The organism is Kosakonia sp. YIM B13588, assembly GCF_042788165.1.
Lineage (GTDB): Bacteria > Pseudomonadota > Gammaproteobacteria > Enterobacterales > Enterobacteriaceae > Kosakonia > Kosakonia sacchari.
In genome coordinates this window covers 99,958-117,712 of sequence record NZ_JBHZPO010000006.1, presented here as the reverse complement: position 1 = coordinate 117,712, position 17,755 = coordinate 99,958, and the positions used below count along the sequence as shown (strand labels likewise).

19 protein-coding genes are annotated in these 17,755 nt (G+C 55.0%); 5 read left to right on the top strand and 14 right to left on the bottom strand.

Going from position 1 to position 17,755, the window contains the following annotated elements; translation table 11 throughout:
• Positions 1-60 precede the first annotated feature (60 nt).
• On the top strand, positions 61-2,199 hold the full coding sequence (pta, locus tag ACFX4U_RS12580) for a phosphate acetyltransferase (protein ID WP_340222988.1): 2,139 nt from the start codon (positions 61-63) through the stop codon (positions 2,197-2,199).
• A gap of 279 nt (positions 2,200-2,478) precedes the next feature.
• Here the strand turns inward: pta and yfcD are convergent, their stop codons facing one another.
• Genes yfcD through yfcF form a run of 3 tightly spaced genes read right to left on the bottom strand, consistent with a single transcriptional unit; the run spans position 2,479 to position 4,330 of the window.
• Positions 2,479-3,024, bottom strand: a complete 546-nt coding sequence (gene yfcD, locus ACFX4U_RS12575; RefSeq protein ID WP_017458609.1) for an NUDIX hydrolase YfcD — start codon at positions 3,022-3,024, stop codon at positions 2,479-2,481.
• A gap of 54 nt (positions 3,025-3,078) precedes the next feature.
• Entirely contained in the window at positions 3,079-3,630 is a 552-nt protein-coding gene (gene yfcE / locus ACFX4U_RS12570) for a phosphodiesterase (protein ID WP_313510685.1), read from the bottom strand.
• Between the two features lie 55 nt (positions 3,631-3,685).
• Entirely contained in the window at positions 3,686-4,330 is a 645-nt protein-coding gene (yfcF, locus tag ACFX4U_RS12565) for a glutathione transferase (protein ID WP_349350514.1), read from the bottom strand.
• A 139-nt stretch (positions 4,331-4,469) separates the two neighbouring features.
• Here yfcF and yfcG point away from each other — a divergent pair, with 139 nt between their 5' ends.
• The 4 genes from yfcG to ACFX4U_RS12545 all read left to right on the top strand — a co-directional run bounded on the left by yfcG (position 4,470) and on the right by ACFX4U_RS12545 (position 7,294).
• The gene (gene yfcG / locus ACFX4U_RS12560; RefSeq protein WP_313510691.1) at positions 4,470-5,099 is read left to right on the top strand and encodes a GSH-dependent disulfide bond oxidoreductase; all 630 of its coding nucleotides are present in this window, start codon (positions 4,470-4,472) and stop codon (positions 5,097-5,099) included.
• Between the two features lie 120 nt (positions 5,100-5,219).
• On the top strand, positions 5,220-6,116 hold the full coding sequence (locus tag ACFX4U_RS12555; protein ID WP_305735451.1) for a TIGR01777 family oxidoreductase: 897 nt from the start codon (positions 5,220-5,222) through the stop codon (positions 6,114-6,116).
• A 68-nt stretch (positions 6,117-6,184) separates the two neighbouring features.
• The gene (locus tag ACFX4U_RS12550) at positions 6,185-6,676 is read left to right on the top strand and encodes a GNAT family N-acetyltransferase (RefSeq protein ID WP_305735450.1); all 492 of its coding nucleotides are present in this window, start codon (positions 6,185-6,187) and stop codon (positions 6,674-6,676) included.
• Positions 6,677-6,727: 51 nt separating this feature from the next.
• Positions 6,728-7,294 (top strand): hypothetical protein, encoded by a 567-nt coding sequence (locus ACFX4U_RS12545; protein ID WP_313510693.1) that lies wholly within the window; start codon positions 6,728-6,730, stop codon positions 7,292-7,294.
• Positions 7,295-7,300: 6 nt separating this feature from the next.
• On the opposite strand, the gene hisP is transcribed toward ACFX4U_RS12545, so the two are convergent.
• The 11 genes from hisP to accD form a co-directional block, all read right to left on the bottom strand.
• The gene (gene hisP / locus ACFX4U_RS12540; RefSeq protein WP_200550328.1) at positions 7,301-8,074 is read right to left on the bottom strand and encodes a histidine ABC transporter ATP-binding protein HisP; all 774 of its coding nucleotides are present in this window, start codon (positions 8,072-8,074) and stop codon (positions 7,301-7,303) included.
• A gap of 7 nt (positions 8,075-8,081) precedes the next feature.
• Positions 8,082-8,798, bottom strand: a complete 717-nt coding sequence (locus tag ACFX4U_RS12535; RefSeq protein WP_017458617.1) for an ABC transporter permease — start codon at positions 8,796-8,798, stop codon at positions 8,082-8,084.
• Positions 8,795-9,481, bottom strand: a complete 687-nt coding sequence (locus ACFX4U_RS12530; protein ID WP_313510696.1) for a histidine ABC transporter permease HisQ — start codon at positions 9,479-9,481, stop codon at positions 8,795-8,797. Before ACFX4U_RS12530 ends, ACFX4U_RS12535 begins: the two co-directional genes overlap by 4 nt.
• Positions 9,482-9,564: 83 nt before the next feature.
• Positions 9,565-10,347, bottom strand: coding sequence for a histidine ABC transporter substrate-binding protein HisJ (gene hisJ, locus ACFX4U_RS12525; protein WP_313510698.1), 783 nt, complete (start codon positions 10,345-10,347; stop codon positions 9,565-9,567).
• Positions 10,348-10,613: 266 nt separating this feature from the next.
• Entirely contained in the window at positions 10,614-11,396 is a 783-nt protein-coding gene (gene argT / locus ACFX4U_RS12520) for a lysine/arginine/ornithine ABC transporter substrate-binding protein ArgT (protein WP_017458620.1), read from the bottom strand.
• A 274-nt stretch (positions 11,397-11,670) separates the two neighbouring features.
• Complete coding sequence (locus ACFX4U_RS12515; protein ID WP_313510700.1) at positions 11,671-12,252, bottom strand: UbiX family flavin prenyltransferase; 582 nt, start codon at positions 12,250-12,252, stop codon at positions 11,671-11,673.
• Between the two features lie 92 nt (positions 12,253-12,344).
• Positions 12,345-13,862, bottom strand: a complete 1,518-nt coding sequence (purF, locus tag ACFX4U_RS12510) for an amidophosphoribosyltransferase (protein ID WP_305735446.1) — start codon at positions 13,860-13,862, stop codon at positions 12,345-12,347.
• Between the two features lie 180 nt (positions 13,863-14,042).
• Positions 14,043-14,531 (bottom strand): colicin V production protein, encoded by a 489-nt coding sequence (cvpA, locus tag ACFX4U_RS12505; RefSeq protein WP_017458623.1) that lies wholly within the window; start codon positions 14,529-14,531, stop codon positions 14,043-14,045.
• 210 nt (positions 14,532-14,741) lie between these two features.
• Positions 14,742-15,437, bottom strand: coding sequence for a cell division protein DedD (gene dedD, locus ACFX4U_RS12500; protein ID WP_313508618.1), 696 nt, complete (start codon positions 15,435-15,437; stop codon positions 14,742-14,744).
• On the bottom strand, positions 15,427-16,698 hold the full coding sequence (gene folC, locus ACFX4U_RS12495; RefSeq protein WP_313508616.1) for a bifunctional tetrahydrofolate synthase/dihydrofolate synthase: 1,272 nt from the start codon (positions 16,696-16,698) through the stop codon (positions 15,427-15,429). The genes dedD and folC overlap by 11 nt, the downstream gene beginning before the upstream one ends.
• Positions 16,699-16,768: 70 nt before the next feature.
• Positions 16,769-17,683, bottom strand: a complete 915-nt coding sequence (gene accD / locus ACFX4U_RS12490) for an acetyl-CoA carboxylase, carboxyltransferase subunit beta (protein ID WP_020454558.1) — start codon at positions 17,681-17,683, stop codon at positions 16,769-16,771.
• Positions 17,684-17,755: the final 72 nt, after the last annotated feature.

The following is a 17,755-nucleotide window of genomic DNA, read 5'->3' as shown; positions in this document are numbered from 1 at the left end:
CACGCTGGCGGTGCTGTTTTGTAACCCGTCTCGCAAGACGGTAACGAAAGAGGATTAACCGTGTCCCGTATTATTATGCTGATCCCTACCGGAACCAGCGTCGGCCTGACCAGCGTCAGCCTTGGCGTTATCCGTGCTATGGAACGCAAAGGCGTTCGTCTGAGCGTCTTTAAACCGATTGCCCAGCCACGCGCCGGTGGCGATGCGCCGGACCAGACCACCACTATCGTGCGTGCAAACTCTGGCCTGACTGCAGCAGAACCGCTGAAAATGAGCCACGTTGAGTCGCTGCTCTCCAGCAACCAGAAAGACGTGTTGATGGAAGAGATCATCGCCCGTTACCACGAAAGCAGCAAAGACGCTGAAGTGGTACTGGTTGAAGGCCTGGTTCCGACGCGTAAACATCAGTTCGCGCAGTCGCTGAACTTTGAAATCGCGAAAACGCTGAACGCAGAAATCGTGTTTGTGATGTCTCAGGGCACCGACACGCCGGAGCAGTTGAAAGAGCGTATCGAACTGACCCGCAACAGTTTCGGTGGCACGAAAAACACCAACATCACTGGCGTTATCGTTAATAAACTGAACGCACCGGTTGATGAACAAGGCCGTACCCGCCCTGACCTGTCAGAAATTTTTGATGACTCGTCTAAAGCTAAAGTTATTCATATCGATCCGGCGAAACTGCAAGAAGCCAGCCCGCTGCCGGTGCTGGGCGCTGTGCCGTGGAGCTTCGATCTGATTGCCACTCGCGCAATCGACATGGCGCATCACCTGAATGCGACCATCGTTAACGAAGGCGATATCAAAACCCGCCGCGTGAAATCTGTGACCTTCTGCGCGCGCAGCATTCCGCACATGCTGGAACACTTCCGCCCGGGTTCACTGCTGGTGACTTCCGCAGACCGTCCGGACGTGCTGGTTGCCGCTTGCCTGGCTGCGATGAACGGCGTGGAAATCGGTGCGCTGCTGCTGACTGGCGGCTACGAAATGGACGCCAGCGTACGCAAACTGTGTGAACGTGCATTCGCCACCGGCCTGCCGGTATTTATGGTGAATACCAACACCTGGCAGACTTCCCTGAGCCTGCAGAGCTTCAACCTGGAAGTTCCGGTTGATGATAACGAGCGTATCGAAAACGTTCAGGAATACGTGGCTGGCTACATCAATGCCCAGTGGATCGATTCTCTGACCGCGACCTCCGAACGCAGCCGTCGTCTCTCTCCGCCGGCCTTCCGTTACCAGTTGACTGAGCTGGCGCGTAAAGCGGGCAAACGCGTTGTTCTGCCGGAGGGCGACGAACCGCGTACCGTGAAGGCTGCCGCTATCTGTGCTGAACGTGGTATCGCGACCTGTATCCTGCTGGGTAACCCGGACGAGATCAACCGCGTTGCCGCTGCGCAAGGCGTTGAGCTGGGCACCGGGATTGAAATCGTCGATCCGGACGTAGTGCGTGAAAGCTACGTTGCTCGCCTGGTTGAGCTGCGTAAGAGCAAGGGCATGACCGAAGCCGTCGCCCGCGAACAGCTGGAAGACAACGTGGTTCTCGGCACGCTGATGCTGGAACAGGACGAAGTTGACGGTCTGGTTTCCGGTGCTGTGCATACCACCGCGAACACCATCCGTCCGCCGCTGCAGTTGATCAAAACCGCGCCGGGCAGCTCACTGGTTTCCTCCGTGTTCTTTATGCTGCTGCCGGAACAGGTTTATGTGTACGGTGACTGCGCAATCAACCCGGATCCGACCGCTGAACAGCTGGCAGAAATCGCGATTCAGTCTGCGGATTCCGCTATCGCGTTCGGTATCGAACCGCGCGTGGCAATGCTCTCCTACTCCACCGGTAACTCCGGCGCGGGTAGCGATGTAGAGAAAGTGCGTGAAGCAACGCGTCTGGCGCAAGAAAAACGTCCAGACCTGGTAATCGACGGTCCGTTGCAGTACGACGCTGCGGTTATGGCTGACGTTGCGAAATCCAAAGCGCCGAACTCGCCGGTTGCAGGTCGCGCTACCGTGTTCATCTTCCCGGATCTGAACACTGGTAACACCACCTACAAAGCCGTACAGCGTTCTGCCGACCTGATCTCCATCGGGCCGATGCTGCAGGGCATGCGCAAACCGGTTAACGACCTGTCCCGTGGCGCGCTGGTAGACGATATCGTCTACACCATCGCACTGACCGCGATCCAGGCTTCACAGCAGTAATCTGCTTTAACCGGCAACAAAAAGGCGACCATCAGGTCGCCTTTTTTATTTCTGACAGAAATTATGTTCTGTTGGCAAGCGAAGCAGATTTTGGCTCGCCTTATTACCAGGAGTGATATCTCACAGCGCGACAGGTGCTTATTTGTAGACGTTTCGACATGGCTTTCAGGGGCCGCTTCTGTGAAAGCGGCTCTATGCTTGCGCGGCCATATCGCCTGTCAGGACATAAAAAACAAAACACCGATAATGTCGGTGTTTTGCCTGCGGCAGAAAAGCTGATTACTCTGCTTCCTGCACCGCTACCGCATCATTGCTGGCATTACGCGTCATCCACAGCGCCAGCGCTTTTAACGAATCATTGGTGAACTCGTCGCAGCGCGCGGTGATCTCTTCCGGCGTCATCCAGCATACTTCGCTAACTTCTTCTTCCTGCAACGCGAACGGCCCGTGGGAAACGCAGCTGAACAGCCCGCCCCAGACCCGACAGTGTTCATCTTCAAAGTAAAACTGGCCATGCTCGGCAAACGGCACACCCGCAATGCCTAACTCTTCTTCCGCTTCGCGGCGCGCGGAATCCAGCAGGTTTTCCCCTGCCTGCACCACACCACCGGCGGTAGCATCCAGCATACCGGGCATAAAATCTTTAATCTCTGTGCGACGCTGCACCAGCACTTTGCCCATCCCATCATGCACCACAATGTAGGTTGCGCGGTGACGCAGACATTGCGCCCGCATTTGCTGCCGGCTGGCCTGCGCGATCACCTCATTGTCTTCATTGACAATATCCACCCACTCCATGCCTGCAAAATGACTCTGTTCCACCATCGGGAAATCTTCTCTTTAGGGCGCTCTGTTGGCGCGTTTCGGTTGAAAGGTAACTTACGGATTAATCGTGACCTGCGCAATAACCCGCTGATCATTAAGTGTGATAACGCGCAATACGTCCTCTTCCAGCATGCCGTAGCTGGCCGCGAATCCGCCTTTTGGAATACTGACCGAGCCGGGGTTGAAGTGGAAAATATCACCTCGCTTCTCAGCAACCGGAATATGTGTATGACCATAGACCAGCACATCGCCCGCCGCCAGCGACGGCTCGTCATCCGGGCCAAAGAGATGGCCATGTGTCAAAAACAGGCGGCGTTCAGGCAGTAAAATCTGCTGCCAGGGCGCAGTAATCGGAAACTTCAGCAGCATCTGATCCACTTCACTGTCGCAGTTGCCGCGCACGGCAATAATCCGGCTGGCCTGTTCGTTCAAACGCTCCGCAACCTGCGCTGGCGCATAGCCTTCGGGTAAGGCATTGCGCGGGCCGTGATTCAGCACATCGCCAAGGATCACCAGCCAGCGGGCATCACTTTGCGCGAACCGTTCCAGTACGCGTTCCGTCGCGGGCAACGACCCATGAATATCCGATGCAAACATCAGTTTCATCACTGCACCTCATGTGGAAGAAAACGCCCCATAATAACGGAAGTTGCCGGGCTTATCAGCCCGCGCGCTTAGCGGAAAGTGCAACAAAGCGCTGGACCGATGAGCGTTGCCACTGGAAGGTGGCGTAATCCGCCAGCCGCTCCGGTACATTGTCGCCGTTCAACACGAGCCGGTTCAGCATCAACGCCAGGTCAACATCGGCGATGCACCATTCGCCAAACAGATTCGGTTTATCGTGCGCCAGCAGCTCACCGGCAATCGCGAACAGCTTGGCGGCACTCGCCTGCCCGGCAGCACTGAGCGGCGCTTTTTTGGCTCCGGCAAACACCACCGTTGTCGAACGCTCTTCGCGGATAGACATTAAATCGCTACGCAGCCAGGCCTGAATTTGCCGGGCGCGCGCACGTTTTTGCAGATCAAGAGGATAAATACGTTCCCACTCCGGCGGGGCAAAGCGCTCCTCCAGATATTCATCAATCGCCGTGGATTCACTGAGCTCAAACCCTTCAATCTCCAGCACCGGCACACGTTGCGTCAGGTTAAAACCCGGCCAATCGGGTGCACGTTGCGCACCACTATCGAGATCGACGGTTTTCAGGGTAAAGGGCAGCCCTTTTTCATGCAGTGCGACATAGGCCGACAGCACATACGGGGAAAAATACTCTGCGTCAGACCATAAGGTGATAGCCGGTTCGCTCATAACATCCTCGTTCAGTAGTTGGGATTTTTCTTCAAAATATAACGTCCTGTGCGCCCTGTCACTTGATGAAAGTTCACGCATCAGAGGTAACACCTATACTCAAACTCAGACGTTTCTTTTCCGCTTCACGGGAGCTTTGATGATAGACCTCTATTTTGCGCCCACACCAAACGGTCATAAAATAACGCTTTTTCTGGAAGAGGCGGAGCTGGAATATCGCCTGATCCGAGTGGATATCAGTAAAGGCGATCAGTTTCGCCCCGACTTTCTGACCATCTCCCCTAACAACAAAATCCCGGCCATTGTCGACCATCTTCCCGCCGATGGCGGCGCGCCGCTTAGTGTGTTCGAATCCGGGGCGATCCTGCTCTATCTGGCGGAAAAAACAGGGAAATTGCTCAGTGGTGAACTCCGTGAGCGCTATCTTACGCTGCAATGGCTGTTCTGGCAGGTCGGCGGGTTGGGGCCGATGCTCGGACAGAACCATCACTTTAACCACTTTGCGCCGCAGCCGGTGCCCTACGCTATTGAGCGCTACCAGGTAGAAACCCAGCGTTTGTATCAGGTGCTGAATAAACGTCTTGAACGCGTACCGTGGCTGGCAGGCGAGCATTACAGCATTGCCGATATTGCCGCCTGGCCGTGGATCAATGCCCACTCGCGCCAGCGCGTCGATCTGGAGGATTACCCGGCGGTATTTAACTGGTTTGAGCGTATTCGTACACGTCCGGCGACCGAGCGGGCGCTACAGAAGGCGCAACAAGCGTAAGTATTGCGGGTAACCTCTTCACATTGCTGAAAAATTTGATGCAAAATGTGCCCGCCATCGCATGCGGGTTTTGCTGAGTCACATATGCTGAGGAAAGGCACACATATCCTGGAGGGAAGCATGAAGATACTGATTACCGGCGGAACTGGCCTGATTGGTCGTCATCTGATCCCCCGCCTGCTGGAGTTAAAACACAGTGTGACCGTGGTAACGCGCAACCCCGCCAAAGCACAACAGTTGCTTGATGCGCGCGTCAGCCTGTTAAAAGGGCTAAATGAGCTGAGTAACCTGAATGATGTCGATGCGGTGATCAATCTGGCTGGTGAACCCATTGCCGATAAGCGCTGGAGCGAGGAACAAAAACAGCGTCTGTGCAACAGCCGCTGGCAGATAACCCAGCAGATTGCGGATCTGATCAACGCCAGCGACACACCGCCGCAAGTGCTGATTTCCGGTTCAGCTTCCGGTTACTACGGCGATCTCGGTGAAGTGGTGGTCACAGAGGAAGAGCCGCCGCATAACGAATTCACCCATAAGCTGTGCGCCCGCTGGGAGCAAATCGCTTGTGAAGCGCAAAGCGATCGCACCCGGGTTTGCCTGCTGCGCACCGGCGTGGTGCTCGCACCGAAAGGCGGCATTCTCGGCAAGCTGTTGCCGCTGTTTCGTCTTGGCCTTGGCGGCCCAATAGGCGATGGCCGCCAGTATCTGGCGTGGATCCATATCGATGATATGGTCAACGGCATACTCTGGCTGCTGGATAACGACCTACGCGGGCCATTCAACATGGTGTCGCCCTACCCGGTTCGTAATGAGCAGTTCTCACATACGCTCGGTCATGTGCTGCACCGTCCGGCTATCATGCGCGCACCGGCGTTTGCGGTGCGCCTGATGATGGGCGAATCCTCTGTGCTGGTGCTGGGCGGTCAACGTGCGCTGCCAAAACGCCTCGAAGCCGCCGGTTTTGCCTTCCGCTGGTACGATCTGGAAGAGGCGCTGGGAGATGTGGTTCCCTCCTAATTTTCGTGGCATCCGTACGTCACTGGCGGTGGTAAGCTAGAGCGCCTTACCACCGCAAAGGCGATTTCATGACGTTGCACACGCCCCGCTTTACGCTCTCTTCATTTCAGGAATCCGACTGGCCGTTTTTTCTGCATCTGCGCTCAAACGACAGCGTGATGCGCTATATGACCGAAATCGCCTCAGTGGCGCAAATCCGAACCCTGTTTGACGATCGCCTGCGGGACAGCAACGCCTTTATCATTCGTGACCAGCACAGCGCGGTTGGCGATATCGGCCTGCGTATCAGCCAGCATAACCCACACGAAGCCGATGTCGGCTATTCGGTTGCGCCAGCAGCGCAGGGGCGAGGCATCGCCTCCGAAGCGCTGCAAGCGCTCTGTGATTACGTTTTTTCACAGAGCAACGTGAATGCGCTGAATGCGTGGGTGCTGGCGGACAATCAGGGTTCCGTACGGGTGCTGGAAAAGAGCGGCTTTACCCGCGTACAGGTGCTGGAAAAAGTGTATCTGCTCCATGGCGAATATTATGACGACTGGGTTTACCGGCGGGAAAAATAAGGCTTACGCGCTGAGCTGACAGCCACGTTTAAAGAGAGGGATATCGAAGGGATGAAATCCGGCAAAACGCGGTTTTGGCTATATCTGGGGCTGTTCACGATATGGATTATCTGGATACTGTTTGCCAGCAGGCTCAGCCATAAAGTCTACCTGCAAGCGGGCGTGCCCGACACGCTGGTGATGCTGGCGATTGCCGTGCTGGTGGCGTTATTAGCGACATGGTGCAGCAGGAAAAAAGTTACCCGCAACAAAACCCGGTTGCTGACGTTTTTGGGCCTCTTTGTGCTGATGGAGATGACGTTGTGGAATGCGCCGGAAGCCTGGGTGCGCTATAGCGCAAACGAGATGGTACACAGCGAAGTGGCTTTCTCGATTGGTCACCCTGGCCCGCCAATCAGTAAGAGTAAGCACTGCGAAGCCGGGTTACGTTTCTATGACGAGTGGCTTCAGCGCCCGATTGAGCTGTGCACGCGCGATGTCATCGTTGTGCCCGGCGCACAGAAAGTACAGCTGGAAAAACGCGTCAGCGCCAGAGGCGCCGTGTTTACCCATTATCGTTTTATCTCAGCGAACGGCATCCCGCAGGGATGGTGGCCTGTCTCGCCACCTTCCCGTTAAGGTGCTTTATTTCAGTGAACCTTTGAGGAACTGCTGCAAACGCGGGCTTTTCGGATTGCCGAATAACTCATCCGGTGTGCCTTCCTCTTCAATCTTGCCCTGATGCAGGAAGATAACGTGGGTGGAAACATGGCGGGCAAACCCCATTTCATGGGTCACCACCACCATTGTTTTCCCCTCTTCCGCCAGCTGTTGCATGATGCGCAGCACTTCACCCACCAGCTCCGGATCCAGCGCCGATGTGGGCTCATCAAACAGCAACACTTCCGGCTCCATCGCCAGCGCACGGGCAATGGACACGCGCTGCTGCTGACCGCCGGATAAATGCACCGGGTATTTCTGCTGCTGCATCGCATCAATGCCGACCTTCGCCAGGTATTTCACCGCACGCTCGCGGGCTTCCTGCTTGCTCAGGCCAAGCACCTGAATGGGCGCTTCCATGACGTTTTCTAATACCGTCATATGGCTCCACAAATTGAAGTGCTGGAACACCATCGTCAGGCGGGTACGCAGCAGACGCAACTGGTTTTTATCAGCTACTTTTAACTGGCCGTCTTTGTCGCGCACCAGGTTGATATTTTGCCCGTTAACCACAATCGAGCCTTCGCTCGGTTTTTCGAGAAAGTTAATGCAGCGCAGAAATGTACTTTTACCGGAGCCGGAAGAGCCGATGATGCTAATCACATCACCTGCGTTCGCCTGCAACGACACCCCTTTCAGCACTTCATGCTCGCCGTAGCGCTTGTGTAGATCGATAACGTTTAATTTATTCTCAGACATCGTGTTCTCAGTGCGTCGAAGAAGGTTTCATATGCTGAAGCCAGCGCTTTTCCGCTTTGCGAAAGAGGCTAATCAGCACATAAGAGATAATCAGATACAGCACTGCGGCAAGACCAAACGCGGTAAACGGCTGATAAGTCGCAGAGTTAATATCGCGAGCAATTTTCAACAGATCCGGCACCGTGGCGGTAAACGCCAACGCCGTGGAGTGCAGCATCAAGATCACCTCGTTGCTGTACGCGGGCAGCGCAATGCGCAACGCTGAGGGCAGAATAATGCTGCGATACATTTTGAACGAGGAGAAGCCATATGCGCGCGCCGCTTCAATCTCACCATGCGGTACAGAGCGGATCGCCCCGGCGAAAATTTCAGTTGTATAGGCGCAGGTATTGAGCGTGAGCGCCAGCACCGTACAGTTAAGACCACTGCGGAAAAAAGCGTTCAGCAGTTCGGTACCTTTCACCACTTCCAGCGTGTACATGCCGGAGTAGAACACCAGCAGTTGCACATACAGCGGCGTGCCGCGAAACACGTAGGTGAATAACCAAATCGGGAAGCGGATAAATTTATTGCTGGAAACGCGCCCGATAGCCAGAAACACCGCCATCACGCCGCCCATCACCACCGAAGAGATCAGCAACCACAGCGTGATCGCCACACCGGTCAGGCGATAGCCGTCGCTCCACAGCAGGGATTTCCAGTACTCCTGAATAATCTCGATCACAGGTCAGCCCTCTTCACACCTACCGAGTAGCGACGTTCGAGCAGAAGCAGTACGCCATTGGAAGCCGTTGTAAAAATGAGATAAATAATGCCGCAGACGATCGCGAAATAGAAAGGCTCCCAGGTGCTTTTCCCGGCAAGCTGCGTTGCTTTGACCACATCTTCCAGCCCCAGCAGCGAGACCAGCGCGGTGGCTTTGAGGATCACCTGCCAGTTATTGCCAATGCCCGGCAGCGCGTAACGCATCATCGCCGGGAACAAAATGCGGCGAAAAGTCTGGCGACCGGTAAAACCGAAGGCGGTTGCGGCTTCAATGTGCCCCTTCGGCACGGCCATAAAGGCACCGCGGAAGGTTTCAGTGAAATAAGCGCCGTAGATAAAGCCGAGGGTGATGATACCCGCCACCATCGGATCGATATCAAGCTGTTCCATACCCAGCGCATCGGTAACGCCGTTGAGCGCAATTTGCAGGCCATAAAAAATAAGCAGCATCAGCACCAGATCAGGTACACCGCGAATAAGCGTGGTATAGCCTTCAAAGATCAGCGCGAGAAGCCGGTTTTTCGAGAGCTTCGCGCCCGCGCCCGCCAGGCCAATCAGCACCGCCAGCACCACGGAGCTGAGTGCCAGCTCCAGCGTGACCAGCGCGCCTTGTAAAATGACTTGAGAAAACCCGTACAGCATGCAGCCAGTCCTGTCGTGTGTGGTGTTGCCGTGTCTCTTCCCCTCCCGCCGCGGGAGGGGCCGCACGTTAATCACGCGTGGTATTAACCACCGTAAACATCAAAATCAAAGTATTTCTTCGCCAGCTTTTCGTAAGTCCCGTCAGCGCGCATCTCTGTAAAAGCTTTATTCAGTGCGTCGCGCAGTTCGGTGTCGCCTTTACGCACACCCATACCGGTACCGACGCCAAACAGTTTTTCGTCTTTAATGGAAGGACCACCAAATTTATAGGCTTTGCCCTGCGGAGTTTTCAGGAAACCTTCGCTGGCGGCCACTTCATCCTGAAACGCGGCGTCGATACGGCCAGCGGTCAGATCGGAGTAAATATTGTCCTGCCCCTGATAGGAGACGATTTCCACGCCTTTCGGTGCCCAATGTACGTTGCCGTAGGTTTCCTGCGTGGTGCCTTGCAGTACGCCAATGCGTTTGCCTTTCAGTTTGTCCAGCTCAGGCTGAACATCAGAATCTTTCGCCACCACCAGGCGGGAATCCGCCGCGTAGAGCTTGTCGGTAAAATCAATTTCCTGCTGACGTTTTTCCGTAATGGAAAGCGACGACATAATAGCGTCGATTTTTTTCGCTTTCAGAGACGGGATCAGCGCGTCGAGTGGGTTTTCGATAAACACACATTGTGTATTAATGCGTTTACACAGCTCTTTTGCCAGATCGATATCAAAACCCACTAATTCCCCCTGCGCATTCTTCGATTCGAAAGGCGCATAGGTTGGATCGGTACCGATACGTAATTTTTGCGGAATGGCGGCGAATACGTTGGAAACACTGGAGAAAGCGAGCACCAGAGAAAGAGATAACACCAGTTTTTTCATCATTATCCTCAACAGACTGTCTTCCCTAAGGGAATTCTCATCACAATACGGTGCCGCTATCGTGCCACTTTATGCCCCGTCAAGGCAAAAAATTATGGCTGTCTAATGGCTTTTATTTGCATTCTGAATGCTTAACTATGCACTCATGCACCATCACGAAGCATTCAACGCACTGTTCTGGAGCATTCACCGTATCTCTGCACCATGCCGATTTTCCGGCATGGCACAGTTTTCCCTTTTGACCCGGCATAGCGGGTCGGCCAGTCTTAATCGCCGTAGACGTTAAAGTCGAAATATTTCTTGGCGAGTTTGTCGTAGGTGCCGTCTTTGCGCAGTTCGGCAAAGGCTTTGTCGAAGGCGGCTTTCAGCTCGGTATCATCTTTACGCAAGCCGATACCGGTACCGTCACCGAAGTATTTTTTGTCTTTGACTGATGGGCCAGCAAACGCAAAATCTTTCCCGGCAGGCTGTTTCAGGAAGCCTTCGCTGGCGGCGACTTCATCCTGGAACGCAGCGTCCAGACGACCTGCAGCGAGGTCAGAATAAATCAAATCCTGGTTCTGATAAGCCACCACATCGATACCTTTGCTGCGCCAGTTGTCATTGGCGTAGCCTTCCTGCGTTGAACCTTGCAGGACACCAACATGCTTGCCTTTCAGCGACTCCAGCGTCGGTTGAATCGGCGAGCCTTTCGCTGCGATCAGGCGGGAATCTGCGGCGTAGAGCTTGTCAGAGAAGGCGATCTCCTGCTGACGTTTTTCGGTAATCGACAGAGAAGAGATGATGGCATCGATTTTCTTCGCTTTCAGCGAGGGGATCAGCGCGTCGAAATCGCTGCCCACCCAGGTGCATTTCACATGAATGCGTTTGCACATTTCATTGCCAAGATCGATATCAAAACCCACGAAGTTCCCTTTTGCATCTTTCGATGAGAACGGTGCGTAGGTCGCATCAGTTCCGATGCGTACCGTCTGGGGAAGCGCTGCATAAACGCTGGCCGTCGCCGACAGGCCCAGCAGTAAAGACAGAGCGAGAACCGTCTTCTTCATACATTACCCTCAAGTGTTCTGTTTTTATTTTGTATTACGTTGTGTTGTGTGTGTTGCTGACAGTTACCTTGCACGTCTTATGCCACTTTCCCGGCCGTTAAAAAACACCGCGTTAAATATGTTAATAAAACGTTGCAAACTTACTTAATGATGAAAGATAGCAGCTCTGCTGAACGAACCGCAGTGCTAACACAGCGAAAAGAGGATTAAATGTTGAGGATATGATCGCGCTTGCAGAATTGCCCCAAAAAAGCGCATGCCGGTAAGCGGCGCACTATTTTGCGACATCGCTCCCTTGCCAGCGGGTAAAAAGGTCGTGCGGTAATTCAATATCGAACTGATCCAGCACGCGGTTAACGGTCTGATCAACCACCTCCTGCAAACTTTGCGGGCGATGATAAAACGCCGGAACCGGCGGCATAATTACCGCGCCCAGTTCCGCGGCTTGCGTCATCAAACGCAGGTGCCCAAGATGCAACGGCGTTTCACGCACGCACAGCACCAGGGGTCTGCGCTCTTTGAGCACCACATCAGCCGCACGCGTCAGCAGGCTGTCGGTATAACTGTGCACAATGCCGGAGAGGGTTTTAATTGAGCACGGCAAAATCACCATGCCTGTGGTTTTAAACGAGCCGGAAGAGATGCTGGCAGCGATATCGCGCGCGTCATGCACCACGTTCGCCAGTGACTGCACATCGCGCAGCGAGTAATCGGTTTCCAGCGCGAGGGTCTGGCGGGCGGCCTGACTCATAACCAGATGGGTTTCCACTTCCGCCACGTCACGCAGCACCTGCAGCAGGCGCACACCGTAGATAGCACCGCTGGCGCCAGAGATCCCCACAATGAGTCGTTTCATGATTGTTGCCCCTTTTTACACGCACGAACTTTGCCTGATTATAGAGGGCGTTGCAACAGATTGCGCCCCTCAGAGCGAGGGGCGCAGGAGGATCAACCTTCGTTATGCATCTCTAAACTTTCCACTTCGTTCTGAAGCTGCACCGCTTTGGCATCATCATTACGCAGGGAGTCGAGATAATCGAGGTATTGCTGATCGACATCTTTGGTGACGTAGACACCGTTAAATACCGAGCATTCGAACTGCTGAATATCCGGGTTTTCGGCGCGCACCGCATCAATCAAATCGTTAAGATCCTGGAAAATCAGCCCGTCTGCACCAATTATCTGGCGGATTTCGTCCACTTCACGACCGTGCGCAATCAGCTCATTTGCCGTTGGCATATCGATACCGTAAACGTTCGGGAAACGAATTTCCGGGGCGGCAGAAGCGAGATAAACCTTCTTCGCGCCCGCTTCACGCGCCATCTCGATAATCTGCTCAGAAGTGGTGCCACGCACGATGGAATCATCTACCAGCAGCACGTTTTTATCGCGGAACTCAGCGCGGTTGGCGTTCAGTTTGCGGCGCACAGATTTACGTCGCAACTGTTGACCCGGCATGATGAAGGTGCGGCCAACATAGCGGTTTTTCACAAAACCCTGACGGTACGGTTTGCCGAGAATACGGGCGATTTCCAGTGCGATATCGCAGGAGGTTTCCGGGATCGGAATCACCACGTCGATATCCAGATCTTCCCACTCGCGGGCAATCTTTTCGCCAAGCTTGGTGCCCATGTTGACACGTGCGCTGTAGACGGAAATTTTGTCGATGAAGGAGTCCGGGCGCGCAAAGTAAACGTATTCAAACAGGCACGGATTGCTGACCGGGTTGTCCGCGCACTGGCGGCTGAACAACTGGCCTTTTTCAGTGATATACACCGCTTCGCCTGGCGCGATGTCACGCAGGAATTCGAAGCCGAGCGTATCAAGCGCCACACTTTCAGAGGCAACCATATACTCGGTGCGGCCATCGCCGAGCTCGCGTTTGCCCAGCACCAGCGGGCGGATGCCATTCGGGTCGCGAAACGCAACCATGCCGTGGCCGATGATCATTGCCACACACGCGTACGCGCCGCGGATCTGGCGGTTAGTGGCGGCAATGGCAGCAAAAATGTTGTCTGCTTCCAGCGGATAGTGGCGGAAGTTATCCAGCTCGCTGGCAAAGATATTGAGCAGGATTTCAGAATCAGAGGTGGTGTTAATGTGGCGACGCTTCTCTTCGAACAGCTTTTTACGCAGCTCGTGCGCGTTGGTCAGATTGCCGTTGTGCGCAAGCGTAATACCGTACGGGGAGTTAACGTAAAAAGGCTGCGCTTCTGAAGCGCTGGAGCTGCCCGCGGTGGGATAACGTACGTGACCAATACCCATATTGCCCTGCATACGCTGCATATGGCGGGCTTCAAATACATCACTCACCATGCCGTTCGCTTTACGCAGACGGAAACAGTTATTGGCATCAATCGTGATGATGCCCGCAGCATCCTGCCCACGGTGCTGAAGCACCGTCAACGCGTCATAAATCGACTGGTTTACCGGCATAAAACCGGCGATACCGACAATACCGCACATACGTCTTTTCCTCGTTAAGAGTTTGGTTTAGTAGGCGTAATTGTCGAAGACAGTTTGAACACGGACAGCGCGCAACAACCGGAGCGTACATGTAGTACGCGAGGATTGTGAGCACTGCCCAGGTTCAAAATGGCGAGTAAAATAGCCTAATACACCAAACTCTAAGCCACATCTCAGGGTTTATACCCTGGGCAAGAAACTCGACGAGCTTTGCAGATAGTCAAAGAACCACCTGATGATGAAGCTGAATTGCGGGATAAGCTGCGACTTCTGCCAGTCTTCACTCTTCGACAGGCCTGTAAAGGTATCCAGAAAGAACAGAATGGCGGCGACGATCAGCACGCCGCGTAGCGCGCCAAAACAGATCCCCAACACCCTGTCAGTACCCGACAGGCCGGTTTTCTCCACCAGCGCACCGATCACATAGTTAACGATAGCGCCAACAATCAGCGTCGCGATAAACAGGACCGCGATGGCGATGCCATTGCGCACCAGTTCGTCTTCAAAGCCCGTGAACCAGACAGACAGGTAAGTGTAGTAATGACTGGCGACAAAGAAAGCACAGCCCCATGTCACCAGCGATAACGCTTCACGAACAAAGCCGCGGATCAGGCTTACCAGACAAGAAAAACCAATCACCGCAATGATGGCGTAATCAATCCAGACCATATGTGTCCCACGATTTTACGCCCTGTCGTCCAGTTCGGGGCGCATTCTAACAGAAAAAGAAAACGTTTGCGTAGGGATTTCCTTCCCGCGCGGAAATAAAAATGGCGCTGAAAAAATATTCAACGCCATCGGAACTTTGGCCTCTTCGGGCGTGGTAATTATTGGCTTCTCTCACCCACTTACCTCAAAAAGTGAGGCAAGTTTCGGCCATTAATTCGCGCTATAGTTCATGACGACACCGCTTAAACCCGAGATCTGTTTAAGCTCGCCGAGCGAATCTTTTAGCTTGTCCCGTGATGCATCCGGTCCCACCAGAATGCGGGTGATTTTACCCTGAACCGGCGTCGTCGGCGACGTGTAAACGCGATACCCCGCGCCACGCAATTTGCCCACCACTTCATTCACTTTATCGGCGTTTTTCAGCGCGCCCAGTTGCACCACATACGCTTTACCGGTTGGCGCGGATTTATCTTCCTGCGTTTTCGCCGGCGCGTCGCTGGCTGCCGTCTGCTGCTCACGCACGGCTGGCGGTTGTGCCTGCTGCTGCGGTTTTGGCTGCGGCTTGTCGACCGGTTTTGGCTTGGGCTGTTCTACTGGCGTACTGGTCACTTCCGGGGCCGGGTTGTCATTTGCCGCCAGGCGCGACGAATCCAGCGATGGCGCAGCCGCGTTTCCGGCGCGCACCTCCTCCGCAGCCCCTTCCGGCGGCTGCGCCGGTAACGCTTGCGTTGCCGCAGGCATCATATCCGGCTCATCGCGATCGCCGGGTTTCGGCACCAGCGGAATTGCCGCGAATTCATCCTGGTAATGCTTTTTCTGCCCGTCGAGCAGCCCGGGGAGAATAATCACCCCGAGCGCGACCAGCACAATGGTACCCATCAAACGGTTCTGAAACTTACTTGCCACCGGTTCTCCCCGCTTTTTCCATCGCTTCCATGACATGCGCCACCGTGTGGAACGAGCCACACACCAGCACGGTATCGCAGGCGTTAGCGTCCGCCATTGCCGCCTGCCAGGCCTGCGCGACATCCGGCCATGCACGACCGGTTTGCAGATGTTCCAGCAGTTGTTCCGCTGTCGCACCGCGCGGCCCTTCCAGAGGGGCACAATACCAGCTATCGACCACTGGCTCCAGACAGGCAAGCGTTCCGGCGATGTCTTTATCATGCAGCATGCCGATCACCGCCAGCACACGCCCGGTTTTCGGCTGCGCGGAAAGACGTCCGGCAAGATAACCTGCCGCGTGAGGATTATGCGCGACATCAAGAATAAGACGCGGCGATTCGCTCACAATCTGGAAGCGTCCGGGTAAAATCGCCCCAGCGATGCCGTCGCGGATAGCCTGCTCGTTCACCGCCAGCTTACTGGCACGCAGTGCGGCTAAAGCCGTTGCGGCATTTGGCTGCGGCACCTGCGGTAACGGCAATCCGTTCAGCTCGCCCTGCGCATCGCGAAAATGCCAGCTATCTGCGCTCACTTCATACTGCCAGTCCACGCCGCGACGCAGCAATTTAGCACCTTTTTCCTGCGCCACCTCGTCAATGGTGTGCGGCATGTCCGGTTCGCCCACCACCGCCGGTTTCCCGGCGCGGAAGATCCCCGCTTTTTCGCGGCCAATACTTTCACGATCCGGCCCCAGCCAGTCGGTATGATCAAGCGCAATGCTGGTGACAACGGCGACATCGGCATCGACCAGATTGGTCGCGTCCAGGCGCCCGCCAAGGCCGACTTCAAGGATCACCACGTCAAGCTGCGCCTGTTTAAACAACCACAGCGCCGACAGGGTGCCGTATTCAAAATAACTCAGCGAAATATCGCCGCGCACCGCTTCGATTTCGGCAAACGAGTGAGTATGCGCGCTCTCGGCCAGCTCATCCCCCTGCACACGCACGCGCTCGGTGTAACGCACCAGATGCGGTGAACTGTAAACGCCGACGCGATAACCCGCAGCCAGCAGGATGGATTCCAGGGTGCGGCAGGTCGTGCCTTTGCCATTGGTTCCGGCAACGGTAAAGACAAACGGCGCGGGACGGAGCACATCAAGACGCGCCGCCACCTGGCTTACGCGCTCAAGGCCCAAATCGATGGTTTTACTGTGCAGGTTTTCCAGATAAGAAAGCCACGCGGCCAGGGGCGACGTGGCTTGCGGAATGCGTTTTGTGTCCATGATGCCCGTTAATAATGTACGGTTTGAAAAGCAAAAGGGCAGAGCCTGTTGGCTCTGCCCTTCGGTATTATCAGGCTTCGCCTTCCTGATCGGTCGGTGACGGCATCACCGTGCCCGTCAGCGTATCTTCCGGTTCCGGCGACGGCAGATTCATCAGCTTCGCCAGAATACGCGCCAGTTTAAGGCGCAGTTCCGGGCGGCGGATAATCATATCGATTGCGCCTTTTTCAATCAGGAACTCGCTGCGCTGGAAGCCCGGCGGCAGTTTTTCACGCACGGTTTGCTCGATAACGCGCGGACCGGCAAAACCAATCAACGCCTTCGGTTCAGCGATATTGAGATCGCCCAGCATCGCGAAGCTTGCGGAGACGCCGCCCATGGTCGGGTCGGTCAGCACGGAGATATACGGCAGACCGCGTTCCTGCATTTTCGCCAGCGCGGCAGAGGTTTTCGCCATCTGCATCAGCGACATCAGCGCTTCCTGCATACGCGCACCGCCGGAAGCGGAGAAGCAGATAAGCGGGCAATTGTCTTCCAGCGCCTGCTCGACCGCACGCACAAAACGCGCGCCGACAACCGAGCCCATTGAGCCGCCCATAAAGGCGAACTCAAACGCCGCGGCCACAACCGGCATGCCGTGCAGCGTGCCTTTCATCACCACCAGCGCGTCTTTCTCGCCGGTTTCCTTCTGCGCTGTCGCCAGACGGTCTTTGTATTTTTTGGAGTCGCGGAACTTCAGTACATCTTTCGGCTCAAGTTCGCTACCCAGTTCTACCAGTGAACCTTCATCCAGCAGGCTATGCAGGCGATTACGCGCTGACATCCGCATGTGGTGGTCACATTTCGGGCAGACCTCAAGGTTACGCTCCAGCTCGGCGCGATACAGCACCTGGCCGCAGCTGTCGCATTTTGTCCACACGCCTTCAGGAATGCTTGCCTTACGGGTGGGGGTAATGTTGCTCTTAATTCTTTCAATCCAGCTCATTGATAACCTTTATACATGAACCTGGTAGCCCATAAATGGTGCACATTAAAACATAACGGTTCGCAACTTGGG